Below are 26,907 nucleotides of genomic sequence, written 5' to 3'. Positions count from 1 at the left end.
CATCACGGGTGACAAAGTCAACACACAAAGTATACCACAGTTAGGTACCTTTTCAACCAAGCCATTAGTTAGAAAAAAGGGCATCCCTCGGTCTACTTCGAAGGTAATTCTACTGGCAAGCCTTGGCGTCGCTGCTCTTCAATATAGGAGATTCTATCCTTCAAGTTGGCTTGAAGCAGCTGCAGCATCTCCATTTGCTTCTCGATTTCTAGAAGCTTCTCGGTATATAGCGGAAGCAGATCATCGCACTGTGACTCCTGATTCTTCATCACACAGTTCAGAAAGCTCTCAATCTGTTCGGTCGTGAAGCCGAGGCTCAAATAAAACTGAATCGTCTTCACACGTTCAACAACCATTTGATTGTAGACGCGATAACCATTCTCTTCACGCTGTGTTGCGATCAGCCCTTTGGTCTCATAGTAGCGCAAGGACCGAATACTGGCTCCGGTAAGCTTGGATAGCTCACTAATCCGCATGGACTTCACTTCTTTCCTTGTTCCTTCATGAATGGAGGGATGTCTTTAATATAAACCATGACACTAATGTCAGAGTCAAGAGCTATTTTGCCCAATTCGATCTCATTTGTGTTTGTTTGCATAATTGTCACTTTTGATTAGCTTTACAACTTTCGACGAATTTGGGTATACTAGGCTTACAAATATGAATGTCGGACGTTAGGGGGTAACCACATGAGCAATCAACACCCTGAGCATCACGTGTACGAAGAACCGCGTAATGATTTCATGGATGTAGGCATAGGCTTTGGCGCATTCTTTGGCGTATTGTTCGTCATTGCAGTCATTGCTACCGTCATCCAAGTGATGAAATAGGATAGAACAACACATAAAAAGCCGCTTTGCATCTTTATGCGAAGCGGCTTTTTTTCTGCCATTTTCTTCAAAGATGCTAAAGCACACTCATTTTTTGGGAAAACGGATAAATATGGATGAATTCGTGCGAAAGTGCAACCTTTCGGACCCATATGGTGACAAAATGAGAAATACCAGCAGAATAGTTGCACTTTTGCAAGCATTTCAGTTAGACAGGTGAACTCGACGAGAAAGGTTCCCTTTTCGCATCTTTGATAAGCTATATCCACGCCGCAAACGAGTTGACGCAAAAAAGAGGGTGTTCCCCGCCACATACATGGCTTATGGGACACCCTCTTTGCTTCGCATCTTATTTCCCTCGTTTGTTCGTCCCCGTTACCTCAACTACATCAACGAATGGTCGGATCCGGTCCATAATTCGTTGGCCCTTGTACTCCTCGTCACCATCTTTGTTCGTGAAGCTGAAATGTTTCTCCAAACCCGACAGCACATAATTGGAGGTGTAGAAGGTTGGTTTCCGATTCATCCGGTGATTGACGATCGCACCGATGACATGATCTCGGAGCCAAGGGTTCAAATTCTCTGCCCCGATATCATCGAAAACGAGTAAGTCTGTTTCCTTCAGAAGGTCTATCGTCTCTTTCAGCTTATAAGGCTCTTGGAACATGCTCTTCAAGTCCTCGGCAAAGTCTGGCATATAGACGATAGCGCCCGTCATCCCTACTTTGGCAAGCTGATGCAGCATATAGCCCATCAAGAACGTCTTCCCCGTACCGAACGATCCAGATAAGTACAGGCCACGAGGTTGAAGTCCTTCCTCGATGGTTAAGTTCACGTAGTCATTGATCTGCATAACGGCTTTCGCCCGATCCAAATCCGTTTCCAAAATATCACCAAAAGAGAAGCTTCGCGAAATCATACGCGGATCCACGTGAAACGTGCGGATACGGCTGCTGATGGCATCCTGTTGTCCTTTGGCAATGAACTTTTTACAGGAAACCTTCTCCTCATGGATAAAAGCAGCGCGACCCTCCACGGATTCAGCCGAAATTATGGTGTAATGCCCCGTCATATCGTTAGGACATTTGTCCAACCCTGGGCAATTGGAGCAATTTTTATATTCAGAAACATGCTGATACAGCTTGTTCATATTTATTTTAATCGCATAATCATCGACAAAAGGATGTTTCTGACGAAACTTAGCAATCAATGGGTCCGCGAGAACTCCTTGAATCTTCGCTTCTGCTTTTCTTTTCCATTCTGAATCCGGTAATGATTTAAGTAAATGAGATAAGGATTCCATCCGATCGGCACCTCCTAACAGTCACATCTTTCTAGCTCTTGCGATTAAATCGCTCATCCAGCTTCTGTGCCATTCGTCTAGCAGCCTCTAACTCCTCTGCAGACAGCCTTGTAGACGCCGTTGTTCCCGAATCTGGCAATACAATAGGGATATGAGGCTTCTGTATCTTACCCTGACGTCCACGTGTAGCAGAGCCTCCACCTGCCTTCGCAGATTCCACTTTAGAAGCAGCCTTCTGTTTATAATTGATTTTCTCACGCACATATTCAACAGCTTGTTCATACGTATTAATTTGCTTGCCTAGCATATCGGAAGCTACAGCCTCAATCGAGGATTTGGCCCAAGAGCGACGATCAATATGCAGGAAGTGAATCAGAACATTGATGACTTCTTCTTTTAATTTATAGTTCAAATCGATTTTTTCGAAAATATTAAGTACGCCATCAGGTATCGAACCCTGTGTGAAAAACATTTTCAGCACGGCCGTGTATGGCTCATTTCTCATGATGTAGTTGTACTGATGATCTGTGCACTCGCCGCGCAGCTGCTGAGGAACTTCTAAGTAATAGGCCATCTCAACGGACTGCTCTTCCGACGGTTCAACGCTATCCTCAGTTTTCGTTGTCGTCCGCTCTCGTTCCTCATCCCGTTTCTTGCTCTGTCTGTAGAACAGATTCGCATTATATTGCATGAGATCCATGACAAGCTCACCCTCTTCCGTGAACACGCCATCCTCATCCAGCAAGCGGCACGTTTCTTGCAAGGAAAGGTTGTATTTCTTCGCCACAATATTAATGGCTACCATATGCTCTGGCTTGTGCTTCAACGCCTCGACAAACATGCGATTACTAGCTCCACGCGGGAACCTCATAATAATATCAGCGTACTTGAAGCCCTTGGTCGTCACATCCATTCGAGCGTCCCCTTGCTTGCTTGCAGACGCCTCATAGAGTGCTTGTTCCAGCTCATAATCCACGACCTGTGTATTCAGACGGAATAGCTCATAAAAAGGAACCGATAAGTTCTCCTCGGTCGCCTCTCGACACTCCTCAGGTTCAGGTGAGAGAAGATCTTCGCGCAGCGACAGCAGCATAAATTTGCCGACCTTGTCGCGGAGAAACAATGTTAAATGCTGGTTACGGAAAAACTCATTCGGCCCTAACGGCGCGAACAGCGTATAGACGAAAACATAATCCTCTTCCTCCGGAATAAACTTGCGTGTCGTCTGAAGGAGACCGATCGCTTCTAGCTTCGAGGATTGTTCAATAATATACTTCCGGCCGCGCTCATTCTGCTCCAGCTCAAGCAACAGAAACAGCTTTCGTTGCTGCTCCATCGGCGAATAGCCTACCTTCTCAGCACTCATCTGCTGATAGAGCGCCTGATAGAAACTAATCGCCAAGCCGCCTATCATTGGCTGATACATCATCGCTAACATTTTATAATCTAAACTGCTCAAAGAAAACTCACGGTTCACACAAAACCTGTGATTCTCGGTGAAATGCAGCATATTCGTCATTCTCATCCCGTTACAGCACCATCCTGCCTCAGCTCGACCGAGTCGCAACTACAAATCTAGCTGCTTACTGCCTCAGTCTCTCTCTATTAGTCTACCACAAAAATCGACAATCTTGGTATCTACAAGAGAAAGATAATTTTACCTTATGGGCAAGAAAAAGATTCCATCGCAATTACTCACTAGCAATGGAATCTTAACGTGGGCTCAACTATTCAACGTGTTTTCGGGATCAACATCAGGTTCTCCTACATGTCCATACATCTGCGGATGCAACTTCTGTGCGATAGTCAGATCAAGCTTCCAATGTTCGCTCTGCTCGTTCTCTGCTAGGCTTTCCATCCATAATTCAATAAGATCATTCATACGCGTTGCGCTTTGAATCGGTACAGGATGCTTAGCATCTTTGATGAAAAAAAGAGAGCTTTGAGGCAGCCCCTTGTGAAGAATTTGGGCGTATGGATGGAATCTAGTGTCCTTTTGACCATAGATCAATAAAACAGGCTGCTGAATCCTAGGAAGACGGCTTGTGCAGGAGTAGTGCAGCGATTGTTCGAAATACGATTTCACATTGCCTGCTGCGTCATGTAAAGCATGTTCGTTCAACTTATGATAGGTTGTCGTTTTATCGGCATTGCCATACGTAATTGCCTTAATCAAAAGTTTCATAAATCGACTAGGATTCGCCATTCGAACCGCAAGCCAAACTCTGAGCCTATTGTAGGTATCTGTCAATTCAGACATCCCGCTTACGATAATCCCCCCAACAAACCGGGTGGGATGCGAGAGTAATGCTTCCAAAGCAACGGTTCCTCCTGTGGAATAACCGCACAGAAAGGCTTGCTTGATACCTAAGTGATCAAGAAGCCCTATCATGTCTTCCGTAATAAGTTCATAACTTAGTGTCCGAGCTGAGCAAGCACTAGCGCCATGCCCCCTAATATCAAAAGTAATCAATCGGAAACGGTCCCCTAGTTGTTCCTTCTGATACGTGAATGCTTCAAGCGTAAGCAACGGAGGATGAATAAACACAATCGGCGTACCCATTTCTGGCCCCGTTAACTCATAATGCAGTGTTGATCCATTCACATTCGCCCAAGGCACGGGTCGTGTCACCTCCGTAAGTGAGATTATGTTACCCCCTCTTAGCGTGACCCGATTAGCTTACCTTTATCACACGGCGACTAGAACATTTTGAAACCGCGAGTACGCAGTGCTTTGATCGCAGAGCCACTCAAAATCGCGCCAATTAGACCCCCGATTGCGGGAATAACATCAACAATCGTAAAGCTCTCGTCGCTGGATAGAAAAGTGGAGGATCCCATATAACCATAGATGATAATCCCAATCACCAAGGCAATGAACGCGTACAGCGGAAACCATGTCGTTTTCATCAGCATGTTTAGAATAAATCCGATCCCAAAGAATAACACCATCATTAAGACAGTGGCAATAACCATTTGCAGCACGATAGTTCCCCCTTAAATATGTAAGAAGCACTTCATTTCATTGGCTCCTGTAGCTCTTATTATTGTAATCGACAGGAAGGTACAGGTAAAGTGTACACAAATTGAACAATTTCCAAGCAACTTCAGAGTAATTTCACCCTTTGTTCATTTGCCCTTTCTCCATGAATTGGATACAATGTAGGGGATATTAGCCCTTGAATGGAGGAAAAACAATGAGTGAAGCCGTACAAACGCTGGAAGGCTGGTATGCGCTCCATGATTTCCGTCTGATGGATTGGAATGCATGGCATGCCGCAACCCCGCAAGAACGTAAGCATGCAGCGGATGAGCTGCAAACTTTCTTGTCCCAGTGGCAGCAAGTTGAAAACGATAAACTAGGCAGTACTGCCGTTTATAGCATCGTAGGTCAAAAAGCTGATTTCGTTTTCATGCAAATGCGTGAAACACTGGAAGAGCTGAATGAGCTTGAAACTGCTTTTAATAAGTCCAGCTTTGCTGCGTTTACTATACCCGTTTATTCCTATGTCTCGATCGTAGAATTGAGCAGTTACCTTGCGAAGCCAGGTGTTGATCCTGCACAGGATCCTGACATTCAAGCCCGCTTGAAACCAATTCTTCCTAAATCCAAGCATATCTGCTTCTATCCGATGAACAAGCGTCGTGATGGCAACGATAACTGGTACATGCTTCCTGCTGAAGATCGTAAAACGATGATGCGCAGTCATGGTATGATCGGTCGCACTTATGCAGGTAAAGTGAAACAAATCATTACAGGCTCCGTTGGTTTGGATGATTGGGAGTGGGGCGTTACACTATTCTCAGATGATCCCCTTCATTTCAAAAAGCTCGTGTACGAAATGCGCTTTGATGAAGTCAGTGCACGCTTTGGCGAGTTCGGAGATTTCTACGTTGGTAATGTAATGCTGCCAGAGAAATTCGCGGCATTCATTCAAATCTAAAGCATACCATTTAAGAGCAAAGGACCACGGTCCTTTGCTCTTTTTTCATTCTTCCCATGACAAAAAGCAAAAAAGAAGCATTGCCCTTATACAGAGGCAATGCTTCTTGGCTCATTTATTCATCGTCCTCGTCGTCTCGCAAAGCAGCTTCCAATTCAGCTTCCATCTGCGCTTTACGCGCCAGATACGCTTCCGTATCACGGTCACGTTGACGACTTTTTTCCTTCAGACGTTCAATCGCAGGAAGAATGAGAATATCAATTTCCTTTTGGACAACAGCGACATGATCGTAACGTTTCTCAGTCTCTAAGAAGTGACCGACCTCGATCAAGGCATTGTAACGATCCAGTTCATCCCGGGTAAGAAGTCCTCTTACTTGGACACTGCAGTGCCGCATGGCAATCCCCCCGTTAGGTAACCTTGACTAGAAACGTCCTTTACGTATAACTAACGGAATTCCGCCAATAATGTAAAGGTATCTCATATCAACCACTTTTTTCATCATAGCAGCTACATTACCTTTCAATTTACGGGAACCAACGATACCGATCGCTTGACCTTTACCAAGAGAAGCTACTGTACCTTTGTTCGAGTATTTGAAGGTTTTCATTTGTGATCCACGGATCGACGCGATCAAGTTGTGTGCAACAGCTTCACCTTGCTGCATAGCAATCTGTGCTGTTGGCGGATATGGTCTGCCTTCATCGTTCATCACGATGGAACAGTCACCCACAACATAGATATTATCGAAGCCTGGTGCATGAAGATGCTCATTGACTTTAATTCTTCCTCGCATCGTTTCGAAACCAGCTTCGTCTAACATATGGTTACCGCGGATACCGCCAGTCCATACTACCGTCGCTGCTTTAATAAACTCATCGCCAGCAATTAGAACACCTTCTGGTGTACATTCTTTAATCGCTGTACCAATTTTGAAAGTGATACCTTTGTCGGTAAGAACTTTCATCGCATACTCAACAAGCTCAGGATCGAAACCTGGCAATGCTGTTGGAGCTGCTTCAATATTATAAATCTTCACAAGGGAAGGATCCACATCGAACTCTTTGCAAAGCATTGGGATACGATCAGCAAGCTCACCGATAAACTCAATACCCGTAAATCCAGCTCCACCGATAACGAAAGTTAGGTAGTCTTTACGATCTGGTTCACGCTTGTACTTCGCGAATTGGTATTCAATATGCTCACGAATGAATCGTACGCTGTTGATACTGCGAATGTTCAAAGCATTTTCTTTAAGGCCAGGAATACCGAAAGTTTCCGCTTCGCCACCAAGTCCGATAACAAGGTAGTCATAGGAAAGTGTTCCGTCTTCCAAAATTACTTTTTTCTCATGCGGACGAATTTGTGTGACTGTCGATTTTACGAAATCAACTTTAAATTCATCAATCAGCTTCAAAATGTTCACGCGTGCATTTTCAGGATTATCCGTCCCCGCTGCAGGCATGTGAAGATGTGTTGTAATGTAGTGATAATCATGCTTGTTAACAAGCGTAACATCAGCTTCGTTGTAGTTCAATTCCTTCTGCAAACGAATTGCAGCTAGAATTCCGCCGTAACCGGCTCCTAATATAACGATTCTTGGTATTCTACTCATGTCTCTCTCACTTCCATATCCGTATTTTGTCCTATGGTCTCTCTATCTTGTGAAAAATTACACAAACAGCTTCAAAAGTATTATACTGCTACTAGTTTGCTCGCATTCGCAGTGAATTATGTTGAAACAGGCTGAAATTCGTCACAACATGTGTAAACCGATTCTCATGATATGATATAATTTTCATTAGTAAATATCAAGTGCTATTTTGCTTTAAAATCAAGCAATATGGCCCTTTTAGCCTATCTAGCGAATGTAAGCATTTACTTATCATATCAATAAGCGAATTATGTGAGAAATCCTCTTTCGAAAAACTTATGCCTTCTAAAATGTGGAGAAGAATTTTAAATTTTCTGTTTCCTTCATTAGAGGAGACGTTTATAATGATAATGATTATCGATTTATTCTGAATACTTACACATATCCGGGCCAAATCGGAGGTTCTATTATGAACGTGGGAGAAATAAATCAAGAAATCGTTGACATTATTGTCATCGGCGGTGGTCCCGCTGGCATGTTCGCTTCCTTCTATGCGGGAATGCGTCAAGCATCTGTGAAAATTATTGAAAGTATGCCTCAACTAGGCGGTCAACTTGCAGCGTTATATCCCGAAAAATATATTTATGACGTCGCTGGGTTTCCTAAAGTAACTGCACAAGAGCTAGTAAATAATTTGTCTGCACAGATGAAACACTTCCCTATCGGCATTTGCTTGGAAGAGAAGGTACATCGGGTTGTGAAGAAAGAAGAACGTCTTTTCGAAATCACGACGGACAAAAGTGTTCATTTGAGCCATGCCGTCATTATTACAGCTGGCGTTGGGGCATTTGAGCCGCGTCGTCTTGAATTACCGGAAGCTGCGCAATTCGAGAAGAAAAACCTACATTACTTCGTAAGTGACTTGAATGCTTTTGCTGGACAAAAAGTTGTGATTAGCGGCGGCGGTGATTCTGCAGTTGACTGGGCCTTAATGCTTGAGCCAATTGCTGAGAAAGTAACTTTGATCCACCGTAGAGATAAATTCCGTGCGCATGAGCACAGTGTTGAGAACCTCATGAACTCCAAGGTTAATGTTGTTACACCTACGGAAATTACGAAGCTTCACGGTTCGGACCGTATCGAGCAAATCACCCTCAAAAATATTAAATCAGGCGAAGAAAGCATCCACGATGTCGATGCCGTTATCATCAATTTTGGTTTCGTTTCCTCTCTTGGGCCGATTTCCGAGTGGGGCCTAGAAATTGAAAACGGGTCAATCGTTGTTGATTCCCGTATGGAAACGAATATTCCAGGTATCTTCGCAGCTGGTGATATTACGACCTACCCAGGCAAATTGAAATTGATTGCTGTTGGCTTCGGTGAAGCACCTACAGCAATTAATAACGCGAAAGTTTACATCGACCCAAGTGCCAAGCTTTCACCAGGACACAGCTCAAACTTGAAATTTTAATTTTCGGTAATAAAAAGGGGTATTCTATACCTAATCTACGGATTAGGAGGAATACCCCTTTGTCATCTATATGTCCAGTTTGTAATGGCTTACGAGAATTGCAAACCAACTGTCCTATGTGCTCGCAGCGTATGTGTGACCATGGTAAGCTGAGTGACTTGCTCGGTCCCTATTCGCCTTACGAGATGAACGACATTTCCTTGACCAACGAGTATGGCAGCAACAATAACCAAAACCAATGCCTTCATCTCTTGAATTGTCCCGACTGTCATTCCAGCTTTCCCCTGCAAATACCTGCTGAGTGAACTTTAATTGAGTGGTGTCTCATCCTTAACCAACACGGATAACTTTAATTTACGTCTCTGAATTTCCGCGAGCAAAAGTTCAAGAAAATCGGATTCTAATCTTAAATCTAGTGCTTTGTAATAAGAGTCGATCAACGTCTCATCGCTAATTTGTCTCACTGAAATCACCCATATTCTATAATTTAAACTTATAGTATCATGGTGTTTTTAATAGAACAAGCGTTCCGTTATCCACAGATAACTGTGCATATCCTGTGGGTAAATTGTTAATATGTACCATAGAGGCAGGAAATATATAGGGGGATAATGTGCATAAACTTATACACATCCAAAACTTGGCAAATGCCGATAAAAAAAATTGATCACTAATTTAGGTATTTTTCACGTTCTGTTAACATAACCTTCATTTTTTTCACAAAATTGAAAAGAAATTTTAATCGTCCCTTAATAATTCTCGTTTACAATGATACCAGAAAGACAATCCAAAAGGAGATGAACGAGTATGATCGTATACGATATCGTATTAAATGGAGAAATTAAAGAAACTATTAAACCGCGCAAGAATCGTTTGAAAGAAATTTATGCCTATATGCAAGAGCAAACGAAATTGATGCAAGCCAAATATGGCGAAAACGTACGTATTAAAGGCCGAATGGTTTACTAGGAAAAGAGTAATTTCACCCCCGGCCTCTCTCCTTCCACATCTAAATAATCCCTTTCCGGTGTAAAACAGTCAATAATCGATAGAAATCGTAGCTGCCTTTCTCCGGTGTGTCGATCAGTCCAGCCTTTACTGCTGCATCAATGCCTGACTTCGCCCATGTCGGCACGACCGTCAACGCTGCCTGCTCCTCTAGCGAATGAACTCTACTCGTTAATTCTGCGATTTGTTCCTGTAATTTTTCTAACATCCGTATGACCTCCTCATCGAAGAAAGTTAACCCTTCTGTTGCTATAATCGCATTCAACTTACTTGCATACGCAGGGTCGGTCGCATATCCACTGTTCTGTAAGGCTGCTGTCTGAGCCAGTTTGGAATTCGCTGACCGTACTGCTGCATAGCGAGCAGCTTGGAATAACAGATCTTGATCCCGAAATCCATCTTCGATGAATGAATAGGCTCGAAAGTCCCCTATGGCATTCGCCACATTCTCCCCTTTAATGAATTCCCACGTTCTTGCTGACACACGATCTCCTCGCCAGTAAGGCGTCTGCACACCACTTCCAACCTTATGTCCCACCAAGTTGTTCCACGCATTGATTTGACCACCGGTTTCGAGTATAGCTTGTGCAATTCTGACGGACGGGAACACAGGTGAGCCCTCAAAGCGCAGCTTCACTGCAATCGGTGCTACGAGATCGATGAAATCCTTTCTTGTTGCCATATGACACCCTCTCCTCTAGCAACTACTAGTACTTGCTTAATTCTATTTTATTCCACAAATTGGAAAATGGAGACGGCTAGTTGATAGAGGATAGAATAGAATTAGAGCTACTATTACCAAAGCTCGGTTTCTTTTGTTTGCAAGAACGGAAGAGGGTGCCCCTCCGTCATTTTCATGACTTTTGGGACACCCTCATTTAATTTCAATTAATAAACGTCGCGTTGGTAACGTCCTTGCTCTTGCAAGCCATTCAAATACGCTTCAGCATCTTCGCGGCTTAACTTGCCTTCTTTTTCAATAATGTCAATTAGGGTGTTGTGAACATCCTTTGCCATGTTTTGTTTATCGCCGCACACGTAGAAGTAAGCTCCGCGCTCTAACCATTCGAATAGCTCGTGGCTATTCTCCTGCATTTTATTCTGCACATACACTTTCTGCGCCGTATCACGGGAGAAGGCTGCGTCGATTTTGGTCAGTGCACCAGATTGTTGATATTGCTCAAGCTCCTCCTGATAGAGGAAATCTGTCGCAGAGCGCTGGTCGCCAAAGAAAAGCCATGCTTTGCCTGTCGCTTTGCTTACCGCACGCTCTTGAATAAAGGAACGGAATGGCGCAATACCTGTGCCAGGACCTACCATGATGATATCCTGCTCCGAGGACTCCGGTAGGTTAAAATGTTTGTTTACTTGAACAAAGACCGGAACGGTATCTCCTTCGTTCAGGCGCTCTGCGCACATCACGGAACATACACCTTTACGCTCGCGGCCGTGCGCTATGTAGCGAACAGCACCGATCGTGAGGTGAACTTCCCCCGGATTGGCTGCAAAGCTGCTTGCAATGGAATATAAGCGTGGCGGCATTTTTCTTAATAAAGCGACAAATTCGTGCGCGGAAGCTTTCCAAGGTCCAAACTCACTCAGTAAGTCGAGCACATCGCGGCCGTCTACATAAGCCTTCAACTGCTCCGAATCCGCCACAAGCTGCTTCAACGCTTCATTGTCGGAAAATTCAGCTGCTTGCTGAACGATTTTCCTGGACAACAGCGTAAGCTCGAAATGCTTCAATAGCGCTTCTTTCAACGGGAGCGTTTCGTTCTGTTTATTAATGACAACTGCCGTGTCTGCATCCCACTTCATAACCTCAAGGATAGAAGCGACCAACTCAGGATCGTTGTCAGGAACTACGCCTAAGCAATCGCCAGGCACATAGGACAGGCCAGAGCCTTCGAGTGAAAGCTCAATATGGCGTGTTTCTTTGCTGGAGCCTTCTCCGTTTAAATTTAAATTTTTCAGCACTTTCGCTTGAAACGGATTGGTTCTTGAAAACAAGGACGGTACTTTTTCGACATCAGTAACTTGCATTTCTCTTCACTCCAGAAATTATTTTTTTCTTAGAATAGCACATGCCGCTCAACTTAGGAATGTTTTTTAATTAACCATATTATGAATTTTTAACTTTTTCGAAAAATTTAATCAATTTGTCTTAATTAGAGGCCAATTGTTTATTCTACAAGCCGAATTGTTATTTACTTTTCCCTTACGTTAATGTTTATTTAATGTGAGAGAAAGGGTGAAATTATGCAAATTAAAGATGTTGCTAGCAAATTGAATATAACTCCAAGGGCCATCCGCTTCTATGAAGACAAAGGACTTATTTCACCGTCTAAGCAGGAAAATAATTTATATAGAAAGTTTACAGAAAAAGAAGTATGGCGGTTACAAACGATTATTTCGCTTCGGGAAGCAGGCATGTCCGTTGCCGATATTCAAAAAGTATTCCTAGAAATTGATGCAGAAGACAAAGAGCAGCTTCAATATTATTTAGAAATGCAACGTTCTGTTGTTTTTGCTCAATGGCTGGAATTCAAACAAATTATCGAAACGACAGATACCATGATTGACCTTCTGAAACAGAACAACTCACTTCCGTTAGATGATATTTTCACACTCGCTGAGGGTTCTAAACGACTTCGAGAAATGCGCAAAAATTGGAAAGATTCTTGGAACTTCGATCAACAAGCTTTGACTCATGATGAACGGGTTTTACATAATGACAACGAATATAATGGGTACGAGCAAGTTCTTGATCTAACACTTCAATGGGTAAAACCGAGGGTTGGTGAAAAGGGACTCGATATTGGCACAGGTACAGGTAATTTAGCACAACGTTTTCTGCAAAATGGCATTCTCATGGCTGGTGTAGATCAATCCAAAGAAATGATGAAACAATGTCAAAGTAAACATCCGCAAATGGAAATTAAACTCGGGAATTTCCTGGCCATTCCCTACATGGATAACCAATTTGATTTTGTCGTTTCATCGTTAGCTTTTCATCATATTTCCAACGAACAGCAGCTGCTAGCGCTGGATGAAATGCGCCGCGTACTTAAATCCCACGGAAGAATTTGCATTGCAGATTTAATGTTCGAGGATGAGTTAGCCAAAGAACATTACTTGAATAGACAGCATGAGAACAGGGGAAAAGATCTCTTAACCACGATGCAAGATAAGCATTATGCTTTCTGCACCTCCCTGCTAACTTGGTTTGACGAAAATGGTTACATTACAAAGCATGCGAAACTCAACGATTTGCTGTATATCGTATATGCGGTTCCCATTAAACCTAAGTAAACGATGTCTTGACCTTCTCCTTACGTTACACATTATGATGACAATGTCTAACATTATCTTAAGGAGGAAATAACCGTGCCCCATCATGCAGACATTTATGCCAATCAAGCTGAGATGTATGAACGACTCGTTTCCAAGCAAGCAAGCTTATTTGAAACTATCCAAGCAATCATCCCCGTTGAAGGTCTAGACATCATAGACATGGGAGCAGGGGCGGGGAGATTAACCCGTATTCTCGCTCCACAAGCAAAGTCCATAATAGCTTTAGATGAATCCGAATCCATGCTGCGAATTACGGCAGATCATCTTCAAGAGGCAGGACTACAAAATTGGCGAACACAAGTTGCCGACCATAGGAAATTACCTATCGAAGATCAAAGTGCCGATTTAATCGTTTCAGGATGGAGTATTTGCTATCTTGGAAATTCTGATGTCGATCATTGGGAAGCCAATATTCACCAAATTATGGGCGAAATCAGACGAGTTCTACGCCCTGATGGTACGATGATTATTCTCGAGAACTTTGGAACAGGCTTCGAATCACCCAATCCGCCTGATTTCTTGTTGAATTATTATAGGCTATTGAAGACCGAATATGATTTTTCTCATACATGGATACGGACCGATTATACGTTTGAAAGCGTAGATGAAGCGGAGATGCTTACGAGATTTTTCTTTGGAGACGCGATAGCCGATAAGGTTGTCAGTGAGCAATTGATTGAGTTGCCTGAGTGTGCCGGTGTTTGGTGGCTAAAGGTGTAGCCGTCGTTGGTTCCCTTTGCTCAACTTATAGTTGGAAAATGGCTCAGCATTGAGAAAAACCTTCTGAACTTGTGGGTGTGTTTACCACACCCACAAGTTCAGAAGGTTCATTTTACTTATTTTTATGCCTCGACCTTATCATCACACGGCTCAGGTGTTCCTTCATAATCCGCTGGCTTGAAGGAAGATCCGCACCCACACGATGCTACTGCATTCGGGTTGTTGATGGTAAAACCGCCGCCCATGCCTTTGTCTTCAAAGTCGATTTGGACGCCGTATAAATACTTAGCGCTTTCCTCGTCTACAACGACCTTCAGGCCGTGAATGGTAAATTCTTTATCGTCAGACTTTTGATCATCATCAAAGCCCATTCCATAGGAAAAGCCGCTGCAGCCTCCAGCTTTCACGCCAAGACGTAAGAATAGCTTTGGTGATTCTTCAGAAGCCAAAAGTTCTTTAATTTTCTCACTTGCTGATTCACTTATGTTAATCATAATGGAAATCCCTCCTTGGTTTTTCCCTACATATTTACATACTTAGGAAAACTGGCATTGGTATACGAAGTGCTTGCTATAAGTATACTCCTAATCCAACCGATGCTCAAGGGCAGCTGTTCACTGTTTAGTACGTCCTGTGGCATAATACTGCAATAGCAGCTGGTCCAGATCACGACTGCATTTCTGCACGTCAGGATGTTGGAAACCATAGGAGGTTCCCAAACTAACCATTTTGCCTCGAAGCTGTTCAATTTTGATATGAAGTCGTTCCTGCGGTTCGGTCACGAATAATGGTAGCACGATTATTATCACCTTTAGCCCTTACGTAATCACATTGCAACAGTATACAGGAATTTGCTAATATTGGGAATAACATTTCGCCAATTTCATCGAAAAAATATTGCACACGCATAAGATTGTCGATTTATCTTCAATGTTCCGATGTTGCCCCTCCTAACTAGGAGGTTTATAATAAGAGGGATAGATAGCTTGTATCGTTATAAAACTAGGTGTGAATTCCTTAACCGAACTGGTTGACAGGTACGCGAGCAACTCACACCACCAACGCAACTGCTTATAGATTCTGGCTGCGTCGTTTCATTATGCAGTTAATTATATGTTCATAGGAGGCATGGGAGCATGAGTATTACGACAGTAGACCCGCTCAAACGGATGGCTGAGATTGCTGATAAAGTTGAGAACGGCGAACGTCTGACCATGGAAGACGGGCTGTTCTTATATGAATCTGACGACCTCTTAACCATTGGTCAATTAGCTAATAAAGTGAATACACGTTTGAATGGAAACAAGGTATATTTTGTACAAAATATGAGTCTGTACTTCACGAATGTATGCGAAGAGCATTGTTCTTTTTGTCATTTCCGCCGCGACGAGGGCGAAGAAGGTTCCTACACGCTAACGCCTAGTCAAATGTTAGATTATATTGCTGAAAATTTTAACCCTGAAATTAAAGAATTCCATATCAGTCAGGGGCATAACCCTCATCTGCCTTTCGAGTATTATGTCGATTGCATTCGTCAATTGAAACAAGCCTATCCGGACGTTACGATTAAAGCTCATACGGCTGCTGAAATCGAATTTTTCTCCCGTATTAGCGGCTTAAGCTACCGTGATGTGCTCAAAACATTAATGGATGCTGGACTTTCCACCCTTCCTGGCGGCGGTGCAGAAATTCTAACGGAGCGTTACCGTGCCAAAATGAAGGTTGAAAAAGCATCAACGGAAGAATGGTTGGATGTTCATCGCCAAGCTCATCTTCTTGGTATGAAAACACATGCAACGATGCTCTACGGTTCGATTGAAACGAAGGAAGAACGGATTCGCCATATGATTCTGCTGCGTGAGCTGCAAGACGAAACAAACGGTTTCCTTGTATTCATTCCGAATTCCGTACAGCCAGCAAGTAAGAATGCTGGTCTTAAACGACGTGTTCCTGCTTGGGACGAGCTGAAAACCATAGCAATTAGCCGCTTAATGCTGGATAATTTCCCGCACATTAAAGCTTATTTTATCAATATCGGAACCAAGCTTACGCAGCTATCCTTTACTTTCGGCGCTTCAGATGCACACGGTACGATTGTGAAAGAAAAAATTTCACATGCCGCTGGCGCACTTTCCCCAGAAGGTCTTACGCGCGATGAGCTCGTATGGCTCATTCAAGGTTCCGGCCGCGTCGCGGTTGAACGCGACACCTTTTATAATGAAATCAAAGTGTATGAGAGATAATAGAGAATAGATCAGATCATCGTTCAGAAGAAGGGATATTGGTTGGCTATGAAAAAGTTTGTCATTCTAGGAGGAGGCTATGGCGGTCTGACCATAGCTTTAAATTTGTTGGAAAAAGATTTACCAGACGACACAGAACTTATTATGATTGATCGAAGTCCATTTCAAGGCTTGAAAACCGAATATTATGCGCTCGCTTCTGGCACAATTGCTGAAACTCATATTCGTGTTGCCTATCCGGATGATTCGCGACTCCAGATTGTGTATGGTGAGGTTGCTGGCGTTGATCTCGGGACGAAACAAATCAACTTTCACGACAAAGAACCCCTTTCCTATGACTGGCTAGTCATTGGACTTGGTTGTGTGGATAGTTATCATGGCATTGTCGGCGCACAAGAGTTTTCCTCCAGTATCCAAACACTGGCGCAAACGCGTGCAACCTATCAGAAAATTAATAATATAAACCCTTATGGGCAAGTTTCCATCATTGGCGGAGGACTTAGCGGCGTTGAGATGGCTTCAGAGCTGCGCGAAAGCCGCCCTGACCTGAACATCCGATTAATTGATCGTGGTCCAAGTCTACTCTCAGCTTTCCCAACGAATCTACAGCAGTACGTGCGTGAATGGATGATCGAGCATCATATCGAGCTGCGAACACAAGTAACCTTAGTTCGATTAGACGGTGGCGATTTGTACAATCAAGATGAGATTATTCGCACAGATGCGACGATCTGGACGGCCGGTATTCAGCCAACACCTATTGTGGAAGCTTTGAATGTACCAAAAGATCGCCAAGGGCGTATTCTGTTAAATGAATACCATCAAATTCCAGACTTTGAGGAAGTTTTCGTAGTTGGTGACTGTGCATCATTACCCTTCTCACCAAGCGCTCAAGCTGCACAAGCGCAAGGTAAGCAAATTGCAGAAGCGATTCAGGCCATTTGGAAAGGCGATACACCTCGACTTGGCAAAATCAAGCTAAGAGGCACGCTCGGTTCACTTGGTAAAAAGAGCGGCTTCGGCATTATGGGAAAACGTACGTTAATGACAGGTAAAATTGCTCGTATGCTGAAAAGCGGCGTGTTATGGAAATCCAAACGCCACTTCGGTTAGGATTACGTTATCTGCTTATTCACTAAGTAAGTCGTACATGGCTTCGATCTCTTTGATTTTTTCTAAAATGCGAATATGGAGGCTCTCCGCGCTTTCTGCGGCAATGATTTCGCCGTTAACTAAAGCGTAAGGCTCCATGTAGCATTGGCCGCAGTTGCCCAGACAGCCGTATTCCATGACATCGAATTCCGGATTTTGTTCGAGGTCTTTCATCACTTTATCTGTTCCTGTGTGCATGTTGCTGGCACAAAATTCAATAATTGGTCTCATGTAAAAATTCCACCCCATGTTGATAGTTTCAAGCCCTTAACCATTTTCATTTAATGCGTATTGTACTATAATAGTTAAAGAAAGGAGATGAATCAAATGACAGAAAAAACCAAAGAAGCGATTTACGATGAAGTTCTTGAGGTTTTAGATAAACTTCGTCCTTTTCTACAACGTGATGGCGGTGACGTCGATCTAGTTGATGTGGAAGACGGAATTGTTAAGCTGAAACTTATGGGTGCATGCGGAAGCTGCCCAAGCTCAACAATCACACTGAAAGCTGGTATTGAGCGTGCATTGGTTGAAGAAGTAGAGGGCATAACAGAAGTCGTACAGGTATTCTAGTAACGACTATATCATAAGAAAGAGCTTACCTCTAGGGTAAGCTCTTTTTGCTGTTTAAGGTTCTATGTCGTTCTTACGTTGTTTGAGAACCGGCAGAGGCTGAATGGGATCCAATGCGCCTGAGATATCCATAATATTGCCTGTGATGAAATCAGAATTCGGTGAGCAGAGGAAATCAATAACTCGTGCCACATCCTCCCCCGTTCCTGGTCTTCCTACCGGCGTTTCCCCGTCTACTTCTAAGCGCGCTTCTTCCATCGTGCGTTCTTTGTTCTGTCCGCGAATATCACCTGGACAGATCATATTCACCGTAATGCCATGCGCGGCTTCTTCCTCGGCTAATGTTTTGGTAAAGGAGACCAACCCTACCTTGGCAGCCGCGTAAGCAGCCCGATGCGTCCATCCTCTCGCTTCAGCTGCTTTGCCGAAGCCGAAATGAATAATGCGCCCCCATCGATTCTTTCTCATATGCGGCAGCACGAGATGATCTAGCTCCATTACACCAAGCAGATTCCCACGCACTAAATAGTCAATTTCGTCCATATTATAGTCTGCGAAAAAGCGACGTTCACGAACAAAAGGCCCTGCATTGTTCACAAGTATATCAATCGGCCCTAGCTTTGAGACCGTTTCTTCCACCATGCGGATAATATCCTCGCGTTTAGCTACGTCCCCTTGTACAGCGATGCTGCGAACACCCATTTCAGTCAATTGATGAACGAGCTCAGCAGCTTCCTTCTCACTTGTTACATAATTGACAGCGACCTGACAGCCCTTCTTGGCTAGGGTCAATGCCGTCATTTTGCCTAAACCCTTGGCACTGCCTGTAACAAGCACTGTTCGACCTCTTAATGGCATGGTCCCCTACCCCTTTGTCACATATGCCGTAATATAAGTAAATGCTATTGTTAAGGTTCGGCATACCATGTCAAATCCCTGCTGCAAATCGGACAAATTAAGCTTCACATTCTCAATATGAATGCGTTCTCCAAGCATCGGTTCTTTCTGCAAAAGATCGTCCAGCATCTCAGCATTAATATAATGAATTTCCATATTACGTAAATTACGCAGTCGATCTAGCGGAGCTTTATAGTCCATTTTGAGCGTATAGAGCTGCAGCTCTAACGAGCCATGGATTTGCTTCTCATGCATGTAACGGAGCACGGTGAAATACGAAAATCGCGATTTTAATGTTTCCGTTTTTAATCCGAAGAGATCATTCATGAAGGTCCCTAGTTTATCTAAAATGGAAAATAAGCGAATAAACGCATTTTTGTAGAAATACACAAATCGTTGATAAGCCTCGGTCTCTTGGGGATTCATTTCCTCCAAAAAACCTTTTACAATGAGCTCACCGTATCGCTCACAGCAATATTTACTCTGCTCGAGTTCATCTAAAGCGTCGATAAACCCCTTACTCCATATCGCTTGACGATGGAAGATCGAATATCTCGTGGAGAGGTGACTCTGTTCGGTCTCGATGTGTTTCATATAGGCTCTTACTGCATTGCCTGCTTCCAGCAGGAGTCCGCTGTCGATCCGTTTCGGCTCATTAAATAACACACGAAGCATAAGATCACCTCCCTTTATACAATCATGAACTGGTCGTGGTCATAGGCACGGGTGCTCTCTTTGCCCCTGATGAACGATCACGCTGGACGAAATACATCGCGGCCAACACGCCAATGCCGCCAAGATACTGGCTCAGCGAGATCGATTCACCGAGGAAAACAAATCCTCCTAGCGCAGCTGTAACTGGAAGCAAATAGCCATAGGCCGATGATTTGAAAGGCCCTAGCTTAGCCAAACTCCAATTATGCAAGGAGAAACCAACTGCTGTTGCCAGCAAAGAAGTATAGATTAAGCTAATCCAACCCGTCTGCGAGATCGCTGCGAAGTACGCACCATCCGCCCGCAATAGCACGAACGGTAGTAAGGATAGGGCACCCGCTGTCATTTCAAGTGAGATTAAGATGGGAAGAGGATATTTCACGACTAATCGATTCATCCCAATGAGATAAATGGCTCCCATAAAACTGCGCATAAGCAGCAGGATATCGCCTCGAAATGTCTCACTGCCCAAGTGAAAGCCTTCAGCTCCCCCTGAGACAATGAGGATCACACTGCCAAGCGCTAGAGGAATTCCGATTAAGATTCGCCATGATACCCTCACCTGGCCTGCAATGACGGCTATGAGCACCGTGATAACGGGCATAAAGCCTCGCCCGAGCACGGCACCATTCGCAGCGTTGGAGAACTGTAAAGCATACTGTAGCAGTGCCTCCATCCCTACGGCATTAAGTATCCCTAACCCACAGATGAGCAGCAGATCTCGACCCGCAATTTGGAAGCGAAGCGACCGTGAACGATAATAAAAGTAAGTATAGACCCATAGAATCGGAATCATACTTGCGAAGCGTAGACCATTAAAGACGAGACTATCCCATTCTCGGCCCCCAATTTTGAGTGAAGCTAAATTAATCCCCCAAAGCAGGTACACAAGAACAAATCCGAGATGCGGATAAATAGCTCGCAAACGTCCCGAGCTCATCACGCGAAGTATTCCTTCCATCTGCGGTCAACTAGCTCTACTATATCTTCGCGTGGAAATAACTCATCTGGGTAGCCTGGCTTCATACGCGCGTCGATCACAATCGGAACTTCATACGCAATATGATGACGATTCACATTAGACTGCGCGTACATATCACTTGCAGGGTTAAAGCGTGTGAACACCGTCCATAGGAATTTCGTTTGGTCATTCGCAATGTCGCTGGCATCATCGACAAGGATGACCAGCGGCCATTGCTTCAATCGGTCAGCAGCATTCGCAAGCAGACGCTGTGGCAGCTCAGGCTCAGCTGCATAGGAAGCCCCAGAGACGAGCAGGCAGCCGCCACAGTACACAGCGATATCATGGATCTCAGGCAGTTCGCCTTCCGTGTAAGCCCTTGGCAGCTCGCGTACAGGGTCGCCTGTGCCGAGCAGAACGGCTTTGGAGCCGTGGTTGAGCTGACCACCGGTATAATCCAGCGTATCATGTGATGTTTTATTGAAAATAAATAGATCCCGAGCCGGATCGAAACGTTCTAATACGGTTTCTAGCAACTGCGAGAAATTCGCTAAGGTTGTTGGCTTGTCCGTCACGATCAGGAACTTCGTGAGGGACAGCTGTCCCTCGCCGAGGATACGGAACGCCGTACCGAGCGCTTCACGGCTATAGCTTTCGCGGACGACAGCGGCTGCGAGCGGGTGAAACCCGGTCTCGGCATACGTCCACAGGTCTTTCACCCCTGGCATCGCCATCGGGAACGCGGGCTCTAGCAGTCTTTGCAAGAATTCGCCAAGGAAGTAATCCTCTTGGCGGGGTTTGCCGACGATCGTCGCCGGATAGATCGCGTCTTTGCGGTGCCACACATGATTCACGTTGAAAACGGGGAAATCATGGATGAGTGAGTAATACCCGAAGTGGTCGCCGAACGGCCCTTCGGGACGTCTCAGATGCGGCGGTACGGAGCCGCATATCGCGAACTCCGCCTCGGCCACGAGGCGGTGCCCCCCATGGGGATTCTCCACCATGGGCAGCTTCTGCCCGAGGATGAGCGAAGCGAGCATCAGCTCGGGCAGGTGCTCGGGCACCGGCGCAATCGCCGAGGCGATGAGCGCAGGCGGGCCGCCCAGGAACACGGTGACGGGCAGCGCTTGGTTGCGTTTCTCGGCTTCGTGATAATGGAAGCCGCCGCCTTTGTGGATTTGCCAGTGCATGCCGGTCGTGAAGTCATCATACACCTGCATGCGATACATGCCCAGGTTATGATGACCGCCGTCGGGATGCTCGGTGTATACGAGCGGCAGCGTGACGAACGGGCCGCCGTCTTCTTGCCAGCTCGTCAGGACGGGCAGTCCTGCCATGGGGTTGTCCTTCTTCAAGCCGCCGAGAATCGGCGCTTGATTCGGCGCAATCTTCTTCGTCCCGACCTTCATCAGGTCGAGAATGAGACCTCTTTCGCCCCACAGCGCTTTGGGTGTAGGGGGCATCAATGTGCTAGTTGCATTGATAACCGCTTTCATGAATTGCTCCGGCTTCGGACCGAAAGCCAGATCAACCCTTCTTGTTGTGCCGAACAGGTTCGTCACGACAGGGAATGCGCTGCCTTTTACATTGGTGAAAAGTAAAGCTGGTCCTTGCTCGTCGATGACGCGACGATGTATTTCCGCAAGCTCGAGATTCGGATCCACCGGAGCGGTTATTTCGATCAATTCATTTTCGCGGCGTAAAATCTCAAGAAATGCTCTTAAATTTGTTGGTACCATAGGAAATTCCACCTTATCTGTAAAATATATAGTCATCATTCGTTAGGATGAAAAAGAAAAAGGAAATGGCCTTCCGTCAGAAGGCCTTCTTGTGCCACAGTTAGCTGCTAGGCTTTGCGGTCATATAGGGTAAGCACACACAAATAACATAAGAATCCAAACATACAAGCCACAATAATGGCATGAATCATACCTGTAAATAGATAAGCGACTTCATTTCCTAACGACCATGTGACCACAGCACCGCTAATGACTTGAAGCGAAACGAGAATAAGCGCCCATTTGCTCCCAAACCACAGCTTGTCTGTACGCTGATAATGACGTCGCGCTTGGAGATACAGAAATAATATACAGATAAACAGCAGCAAAGCAGCGATTCGATGGGTAAAAACAATACCTGTGGCACCGCTGAGCTCTGGAATCACTTCGCCATTACACAAAGGCCAGCCCGAGCAACCGCCTGAAGAAACGGTATGTCGAACGAATGCCCCAAGATAAACAACCACATAGCTGTAAATGGCGGTAAACCAGACAATCACTTTAAAGCTTAAGTGGATCGACGTCGTCCGCACAAATTGTCCCCAAGGCGTAAACACGAGAGCAAGCAACAAGGAAAAAGCAAAAGCAAGTAAGGATAAGCCGAAATGTAGTGCCAAGACAAGTGAGGATTGCGGCCAAACAACGGCTAAAGCGCCCATGACTGCTTGAATCAGCGTCATCACCACGGTTGCTGTGATAAAGAATTTAGCATCTCTACGTTTCACATAGCGAAAAACTAAGAAAAATGTTGCTACAAGAATGAGCGTTACAATACCTACAACTAAGCGATGACTATACTCAATAAAAGAAGAAATGGTATGCGCCGGAATGAATTTACCATTACACAACGGCCATTCATCCCCGCAGCCTCGACCTGCGTCAGCCTTGGTGACTAAGGCACCCATTGCAAGAATAAGAAACATGCCGATGGCGGATAAATTAGCGAATCTTTGGATCCATTTTTGCATGATTGCACCTACTTTATGTCATATCTATTGAGGATCATGTCGAATACTGTTGTTCTGCTTTCAATTATAGCTTTATTATGAAGGCATTTCCATTCGCAAATGTTACAAAGCTCCGAAACCACATGGAATCAGCTGTTCGCTCCTATGCTAATGGCCTCTCCAACACTTGGAAAAAACATTATAGTGTGTGCAGTGTTGGCGCATTTATTCGGAAATTATTTGCTCAAATTCAGGGGATTTGAATATCTAACGAACATAGACGCTTCTATTTTTTAGAATTCAGACAAATTTGGCGTCATATTGCCCAAATAACGGCTCAAATGTCCGTTAGACGATGGGATTGGCTTTGCCTGGAACGCAATGCGAGCCTCCCTTTTGGGGAGGCTCACCAATGCAAAGTGGAGTTGATCTATTCATTCTAAGGAGCTAGCGCGTTCGAAACTTCAAGCGCACGATCGAGGAATTGCTCGATTTCTTCACGGGTTTTGCGCAGCTTACTTACGAAGCGAACCAGTTCTTGGCCGCCACGGAAAGCAATAAAGCTTGGAATGCCTAAGATGTTCAATTGTTCACACAAATCCGGGAATTCATCGCGATCTAGTTCAATAAATGTGATACGACCATCGTAGGCTTGCTCCACTGCAGGCATAAAAGGATCAATATAATGGCAATCCTTACACCATGTTGTTTTGAAAACAGCAATCGTCACGCCTGGTTGGGAAATTTGTTCTTGATATTGTTGTTCAGTTGTAACTTTACGCATAGGGACACCTCTTCACTTCTGGAATTTACTCTCTTATAGCATGCGTGAAAATGAGTGTCAAGCGTTGACCGTTCTAGCGTACGTTTTATGACAGAGTTCATTTACAATTAAAGTAAAAAGTGATATCATATAAATATCAAAATAATATACTGGTTAGGGAGGCTTTACACCCATGAACGAAATTAAAGCATGGTCATTCAATGGCTTTATTGGCTTACTCTTATTTTTCTCCGCTCTTGGACTAGGCATTTACAGTCTCACACAAGAGAACTTTTTGATTGGTTTTATTTTGATCGTGGTTAGCATCATCTCTTTGTCGACAACGACTGTCGTTCAGCCGAATCAAGCAGCGGTCATTACTTTTTTCGGGAGCTATCTAGGGACGATTCGCAAAAGTGGTATGTGGCTCGTTATTCCCTTCTCTTCGAAGAAGAAAATATCGCTGCGGGTTCGGAATTTTAACAGTGTCAAATTAAAAGTGAATGATATCAATGGGAATCCAATTGAAATTGCTGCTGTGATTGTGTTTAAAGTCGTAGATACGTACAAAGCATTGTTCGATGTAGATAGTTATGAGAAATTCGTTGAAATTCAAAGTGAGACTGCGCTTCGTCATGTGGCCAGCAAGTATCCCTATGATCATTTCGATACGGAAGGCTACTCCTTAAGAGGAAATGCCGATGAGGTTGCAGCCGAGCTTAGCACGGAGCTTCAGCATCGTCTTTCTGTGGCTGGTGTTGAGGTGATTGAGTCACGCCTGACTCACCTTGCCTACTCCACGGAAATTGCCAGTGCGATGCTGCAGCGTCAGCAAGCCTCTGCGATTCTATCCGCCCGTTCAATCATTGTAGAAGGCGCCGTTGGCATGGTTCAATTGGCTGTCGAGCAATTGGAAGCCAAGGGTTTACAGCTTGACGAGGAGCGTAAAGCTGCCATGATCAACAATCTCCTAGTTGCGATTGTATCTGATCGTTCAGCGACTCCGGTCATTAATACCGGTACGTTGTACTAACGGAGCCATGGTATGGCTCCTAAGAAAAATTTTCCACTTCGACTGGATCCCAAGCTGCATCAAGCTTTGGAGCAGTGGGCTGAGGATGAGTTCCGAAGTGTTAACGGTCACATTGAATACTTACTCCGCGAAGCGCTCCTCCGTTCGGGAAGGCTCCCCAAATCTAATGCCACTCAGCTTACGAAGGAAGACTTGGACACATGAAAAAACATCTTACATGGCACTTATATCGCCTGTAAGATGTTTTTTTTCATTACACAGTAATCGTAATTACCGGCGCTGAAATTGTTGGTTCTACGGTAATCGAGGAACTCGTTGTTGAGAAGTCAGCAACTTCAACTTCGCGAGAATCAGGGGTTGTACATTCTTTTATTTCTCCAACTCAATTCCTTGCACAATTAAATTGACAATTCCATTCTGATCCTTTCGCTGAACCTCAGCCTGATAGATCACATTCCCCGATTGCAGTTCAACAATCGCAGCGGAAATATTTTGGCTACCAAACAGTAGATGTATACGATCATTCTCCAACAAGGTATACCGCGCTCCGCCCCATTCCTTTTGAATGGCATGGAGGGGGAGTTGAACATCCCTAATCACTTTATTCTCTGCTATGTTTACAAGCATGACATGCGAATCTAATTTTTCGGAGATTGCGACTAGGGATAACTCTTGATTGGCGTGCCTGATCCGCATTCCCATCTGATGATCCTCCATCAGAAACGTATGCAGAGGCTCACTCTGAAGGGTCTGCCATTGTCCGCTCCAAATATTGTATACAAGAAGCTCACGATTGACTAAACCTTCTTCTACCTTATCGCCCTCTTTATCACCCTTATCTTTGATCTTATGTTCAGTTCGATCGAAGATCGCAAACCCATTAGGCCCGAGGAGATCACTCCCCCACACATATGTTGTTTTTGTTCGCATGGCACTTGCTTGTGTAGTAGCAGGCATAAGCTCCTCTACCGTCAACAAGCTTTTACTCACTAGATCAATGGTATACATATCGTATCCCGTATCCTGAAACTGCGGGTACTTGAAAGCTTGCTGACGATTCACAAGCACTTTCATGACACTATCTTTCACCTGCACATCGTCGATACGCATAAATTCATCGCTTCTCTTCTCAGCACGAAGCTCGAAGGTAACATTCTGTGTGCTAAGCTTCTCCTTGAATGAAATCGTTAGGAGATTCGATTGCTCCTTGGCATCATTGCGAGGCTCAGCTGCCACATAGGCCAGGACCTTGTCATCCTCGTAAAAGGCATTAACTTCCCTTTTTCCTCGCATGAAAGAACGATGCTCCTTAAGTAATTTGTTATACTCCTCCTGAAAATACATATTCACATCGAGCTTTTCGAAATAGGACAGGTGATCCGCTTCGGATTCACTTCCCTTTGTAGATATCTTGATGGGATCTACATCCATTTGCCCCAGAACACGCAACCCTGCTCCATCGCTTTCTTGCCCCTTGATCGTTTTCAGCACAAAGTCTGGCTTCTGAACACCTACACCTGACACATAGTACGCACCTATGGCTAACACACAAAAGAGTATCAGCATGGCTAGCAGCCAGTATCGTTTCATGTGCGCACCTCCTTTGCAATGTATTTAAA

At 44.5% G+C, this 26,907-nt stretch carries 32 protein-coding genes; 11 read left to right on the top strand and 21 right to left on the bottom strand.

Annotation, left to right across the window (positions count from 1 at the left end):
• Positions 1–92 precede the first annotated feature (92 nt).
• Positions 93–476, bottom strand: a complete 384-nt coding sequence (locus AC58PQ_RS19480) for a MerR family transcriptional regulator (protein WP_497244383.1) — start codon at positions 474–476, stop codon at positions 93–95.
• A 213-nt stretch (positions 477–689) separates the two neighbouring features.
• Here AC58PQ_RS19480 and AC58PQ_RS19475 point away from each other — a divergent pair, with 213 nt between their 5' ends.
• Positions 690–830 carry a YqzM family protein gene (locus tag AC58PQ_RS19475; RefSeq protein ID WP_477591058.1) on the top strand — a complete coding sequence of 47 codons (141 nt, stop codon included), beginning with the start codon at positions 690–692 and terminating at the stop codon, positions 828–830.
• Positions 831–1,179: 349 nt separating this feature from the next.
• Here the strand turns inward: AC58PQ_RS19475 and dnaI are convergent, their stop codons facing one another.
• The 4 genes from dnaI to AC58PQ_RS19455 form a co-directional block, all read right to left on the bottom strand.
• Positions 1,180–2,133, bottom strand: a complete 954-nt coding sequence (gene dnaI, locus AC58PQ_RS19470; protein WP_497244381.1) for a primosomal protein DnaI — start codon at positions 2,131–2,133, stop codon at positions 1,180–1,182.
• A gap of 31 nt (positions 2,134–2,164) precedes the next feature.
• Positions 2,165–3,658: a replication initiation and membrane attachment family protein gene (locus AC58PQ_RS19465; protein ID WP_497244379.1), complete on the bottom strand. Its 1,494-nt coding sequence runs from the start codon at positions 3,656–3,658 to the stop codon at positions 2,165–2,167.
• A gap of 198 nt (positions 3,659–3,856) precedes the next feature.
• Positions 3,857–4,753 carry an alpha/beta fold hydrolase gene (locus AC58PQ_RS19460; protein WP_497244377.1) on the bottom strand — a complete coding sequence of 299 codons (897 nt, stop codon included), beginning with the start codon at positions 4,751–4,753 and terminating at the stop codon, positions 3,857–3,859.
• A gap of 80 nt (positions 4,754–4,833) precedes the next feature.
• Complete coding sequence (locus AC58PQ_RS19455) at positions 4,834–5,118, bottom strand: YuiB family protein (protein WP_497244375.1); 285 nt, start codon at positions 5,116–5,118, stop codon at positions 4,834–4,836.
• Between the two features lie 212 nt (positions 5,119–5,330).
• Here AC58PQ_RS19455 and hemQ point away from each other — a divergent pair, with 212 nt between their 5' ends.
• On the top strand, positions 5,331–6,077 hold the full coding sequence (gene hemQ / locus AC58PQ_RS19450) for a hydrogen peroxide-dependent heme synthase (RefSeq protein WP_497244373.1): 747 nt from the start codon (positions 5,331–5,333) through the stop codon (positions 6,075–6,077).
• Between the two features lie 115 nt (positions 6,078–6,192).
• On the opposite strand, the gene AC58PQ_RS19445 is transcribed toward hemQ, so the two are convergent.
• On the bottom strand, positions 6,193–6,474 hold the full coding sequence (locus tag AC58PQ_RS19445; RefSeq protein WP_477591067.1) for a hypothetical protein: 282 nt from the start codon (positions 6,472–6,474) through the stop codon (positions 6,193–6,195).
• 27 nt (positions 6,475–6,501) lie between these two features.
• Positions 6,502–7,692, bottom strand: coding sequence for an NAD(P)/FAD-dependent oxidoreductase (locus tag AC58PQ_RS19440; protein ID WP_477591069.1), 1,191 nt, complete (start codon positions 7,690–7,692; stop codon positions 6,502–6,504).
• A gap of 448 nt (positions 7,693–8,140) precedes the next feature.
• Between AC58PQ_RS19440 and AC58PQ_RS19435 the strand changes: the two genes are divergently transcribed.
• Positions 8,141–9,142, top strand: a complete 1,002-nt coding sequence (locus AC58PQ_RS19435) for an NAD(P)/FAD-dependent oxidoreductase (protein WP_497244371.1) — start codon at positions 8,141–8,143, stop codon at positions 9,140–9,142.
• An 89-nt stretch (positions 9,143–9,231) separates the two neighbouring features.
• Here AC58PQ_RS19435 and AC58PQ_RS19430 read toward each other — a convergent pair whose 3' ends face one another.
• Positions 9,232–9,414 (bottom strand): hypothetical protein, encoded by a 183-nt coding sequence (locus AC58PQ_RS19430; RefSeq protein WP_497244369.1) that lies wholly within the window; start codon positions 9,412–9,414, stop codon positions 9,232–9,234.
• Between the two features lie 36 nt (positions 9,415–9,450).
• On the bottom strand, positions 9,451–9,606 hold the full coding sequence (gene sda, locus AC58PQ_RS19425; protein WP_310502381.1) for a sporulation histidine kinase inhibitor Sda: 156 nt from the start codon (positions 9,604–9,606) through the stop codon (positions 9,451–9,453).
• Positions 9,607–9,949: 343 nt separating this feature from the next.
• Between sda and AC58PQ_RS19420 the strand changes: the two genes are divergently transcribed.
• Positions 9,950–10,111, top strand: a complete 162-nt coding sequence (locus tag AC58PQ_RS19420; protein WP_068664416.1) for a mechanosensitive ion channel protein MscL — start codon at positions 9,950–9,952, stop codon at positions 10,109–10,111.
• A gap of 40 nt (positions 10,112–10,151) precedes the next feature.
• Here the strand turns inward: AC58PQ_RS19420 and AC58PQ_RS19415 are convergent, their stop codons facing one another.
• Both AC58PQ_RS19415 and AC58PQ_RS19410 read right to left on the bottom strand, forming a co-directional pair.
• Positions 10,152–10,832 carry a glycoside hydrolase family 73 protein gene (locus AC58PQ_RS19415; RefSeq protein WP_497244367.1) on the bottom strand — a complete coding sequence of 227 codons (681 nt, stop codon included), beginning with the start codon at positions 10,830–10,832 and terminating at the stop codon, positions 10,152–10,154.
• 206 nt (positions 10,833–11,038) lie between these two features.
• A complete protein-coding gene (locus AC58PQ_RS19410) occupies positions 11,039–12,193 on the bottom strand; it encodes a sulfite reductase subunit alpha (RefSeq protein WP_497244365.1) in 1,155 nt (384 codons plus the stop codon).
• Positions 12,194–12,409: 216 nt separating this feature from the next.
• Here AC58PQ_RS19410 and AC58PQ_RS19405 point away from each other — a divergent pair, with 216 nt between their 5' ends.
• A complete protein-coding gene (locus tag AC58PQ_RS19405) occupies positions 12,410–13,462 on the top strand; it encodes a MerR family transcriptional regulator (RefSeq protein WP_497244363.1) in 1,053 nt (350 codons plus the stop codon).
• 75 nt (positions 13,463–13,537) lie between these two features.
• Positions 13,538–14,224 carry a class I SAM-dependent methyltransferase gene (locus AC58PQ_RS19400; RefSeq protein ID WP_497244361.1) on the top strand — a complete coding sequence of 229 codons (687 nt, stop codon included), beginning with the start codon at positions 13,538–13,540 and terminating at the stop codon, positions 14,222–14,224.
• Positions 14,225–14,346: 122 nt separating this feature from the next.
• Here the strand turns inward: AC58PQ_RS19400 and AC58PQ_RS19395 are convergent, their stop codons facing one another.
• Entirely contained in the window at positions 14,347–14,718 is a 372-nt protein-coding gene (locus AC58PQ_RS19395) for a HesB/IscA family protein (RefSeq protein ID WP_477591081.1), read from the bottom strand.
• Between the two features lie 120 nt (positions 14,719–14,838).
• On the bottom strand, positions 14,839–15,021 hold the full coding sequence (locus AC58PQ_RS19390) for an aspartyl-phosphate phosphatase Spo0E family protein (protein WP_497244359.1): 183 nt from the start codon (positions 15,019–15,021) through the stop codon (positions 14,839–14,841).
• A gap of 339 nt (positions 15,022–15,360) precedes the next feature.
• Here AC58PQ_RS19390 and mqnE point away from each other — a divergent pair, with 339 nt between their 5' ends.
• Positions 15,361–16,467 carry an aminofutalosine synthase MqnE gene (mqnE, locus tag AC58PQ_RS19385; RefSeq protein ID WP_497244357.1) on the top strand — a complete coding sequence of 369 codons (1,107 nt, stop codon included), beginning with the start codon at positions 15,361–15,363 and terminating at the stop codon, positions 16,465–16,467.
• Between the two features lie 48 nt (positions 16,468–16,515).
• Positions 16,516–17,580: an NAD(P)/FAD-dependent oxidoreductase gene (locus tag AC58PQ_RS19380; protein ID WP_497244457.1), complete on the top strand. Its 1,065-nt coding sequence runs from the start codon at positions 16,516–16,518 to the stop codon at positions 17,578–17,580.
• A gap of 15 nt (positions 17,581–17,595) precedes the next feature.
• Here the strand turns inward: AC58PQ_RS19380 and AC58PQ_RS19375 are convergent, their stop codons facing one another.
• Positions 17,596–17,850 (bottom strand): YuzB family protein, encoded by a 255-nt coding sequence (locus AC58PQ_RS19375; RefSeq protein WP_497244355.1) that lies wholly within the window; start codon positions 17,848–17,850, stop codon positions 17,596–17,598.
• Between the two features lie 96 nt (positions 17,851–17,946).
• Here AC58PQ_RS19375 and AC58PQ_RS19370 point away from each other — a divergent pair, with 96 nt between their 5' ends.
• Positions 17,947–18,192: a NifU family protein gene (locus AC58PQ_RS19370; protein ID WP_028558591.1), complete on the top strand. Its 246-nt coding sequence runs from the start codon at positions 17,947–17,949 to the stop codon at positions 18,190–18,192.
• Between the two features lie 54 nt (positions 18,193–18,246).
• Here the strand turns inward: AC58PQ_RS19370 and AC58PQ_RS19365 are convergent, their stop codons facing one another.
• The 6 genes from AC58PQ_RS19365 to AC58PQ_RS19340 all read right to left on the bottom strand — a co-directional run bounded on the left by AC58PQ_RS19365 (position 18,247) and on the right by AC58PQ_RS19340 (position 24,276).
• Positions 18,247–19,050, bottom strand: a complete 804-nt coding sequence (locus AC58PQ_RS19365; protein ID WP_497244353.1) for an SDR family oxidoreductase — start codon at positions 19,048–19,050, stop codon at positions 18,247–18,249.
• Positions 19,051–19,056: 6 nt separating this feature from the next.
• A complete protein-coding gene (locus AC58PQ_RS19360) occupies positions 19,057–19,764 on the bottom strand; it encodes a Cthe_2314 family HEPN domain-containing protein (RefSeq protein ID WP_497244351.1) in 708 nt (235 codons plus the stop codon).
• A gap of 22 nt (positions 19,765–19,786) precedes the next feature.
• Entirely contained in the window at positions 19,787–20,743 is a 957-nt protein-coding gene (locus AC58PQ_RS19355; protein WP_497244349.1) for a DMT family transporter, read from the bottom strand.
• Positions 20,743–22,506 (bottom strand): UbiD family decarboxylase, encoded by a 1,764-nt coding sequence (locus AC58PQ_RS19350; protein WP_497244347.1) that lies wholly within the window; start codon positions 22,504–22,506, stop codon positions 20,743–20,745. The genes AC58PQ_RS19355 and AC58PQ_RS19350 overlap by 1 nt, the downstream gene beginning before the upstream one ends.
• A 107-nt stretch (positions 22,507–22,613) precedes the next feature.
• Positions 22,614–23,513, bottom strand: coding sequence for a COX15/CtaA family protein (locus AC58PQ_RS19345; protein WP_497244345.1), 900 nt, complete (start codon positions 23,511–23,513; stop codon positions 22,614–22,616).
• 418 nt (positions 23,514–23,931) lie between these two features.
• The gene (locus tag AC58PQ_RS19340; RefSeq protein WP_497244343.1) at positions 23,932–24,276 is read right to left on the bottom strand and encodes a thioredoxin family protein; all 345 of its coding nucleotides are present in this window, start codon (positions 24,274–24,276) and stop codon (positions 23,932–23,934) included.
• 172 nt (positions 24,277–24,448) lie between these two features.
• On the opposite strand from AC58PQ_RS19340, the gene AC58PQ_RS19335 reads away from it, so the two are divergent.
• Positions 24,449–25,288: an SPFH domain-containing protein gene (locus tag AC58PQ_RS19335; protein WP_497244341.1), complete on the top strand. Its 840-nt coding sequence runs from the start codon at positions 24,449–24,451 to the stop codon at positions 25,286–25,288.
• A gap of 12 nt (positions 25,289–25,300) precedes the next feature.
• On the top strand, positions 25,301–25,492 hold the full coding sequence (locus AC58PQ_RS19330) for a type II toxin-antitoxin system antitoxin (protein ID WP_497244339.1): 192 nt from the start codon (positions 25,301–25,303) through the stop codon (positions 25,490–25,492).
• 165 nt (positions 25,493–25,657) lie between these two features.
• On the opposite strand, the gene AC58PQ_RS19325 is transcribed toward AC58PQ_RS19330, so the two are convergent.
• Positions 25,658–26,878 (bottom strand): hypothetical protein, encoded by a 1,221-nt coding sequence (locus AC58PQ_RS19325; protein WP_497244337.1) that lies wholly within the window; start codon positions 26,876–26,878, stop codon positions 25,658–25,660.
• Positions 26,879–26,907 lie beyond the last annotated feature (29 nt).

The organism is Paenibacillus sp. J22P143 (genome assembly GCF_059692035.1).
The sequence above is the reverse complement of the archived record's forward strand: the minus strand, read 5'-3'. Positions and strand labels throughout refer to the sequence as shown.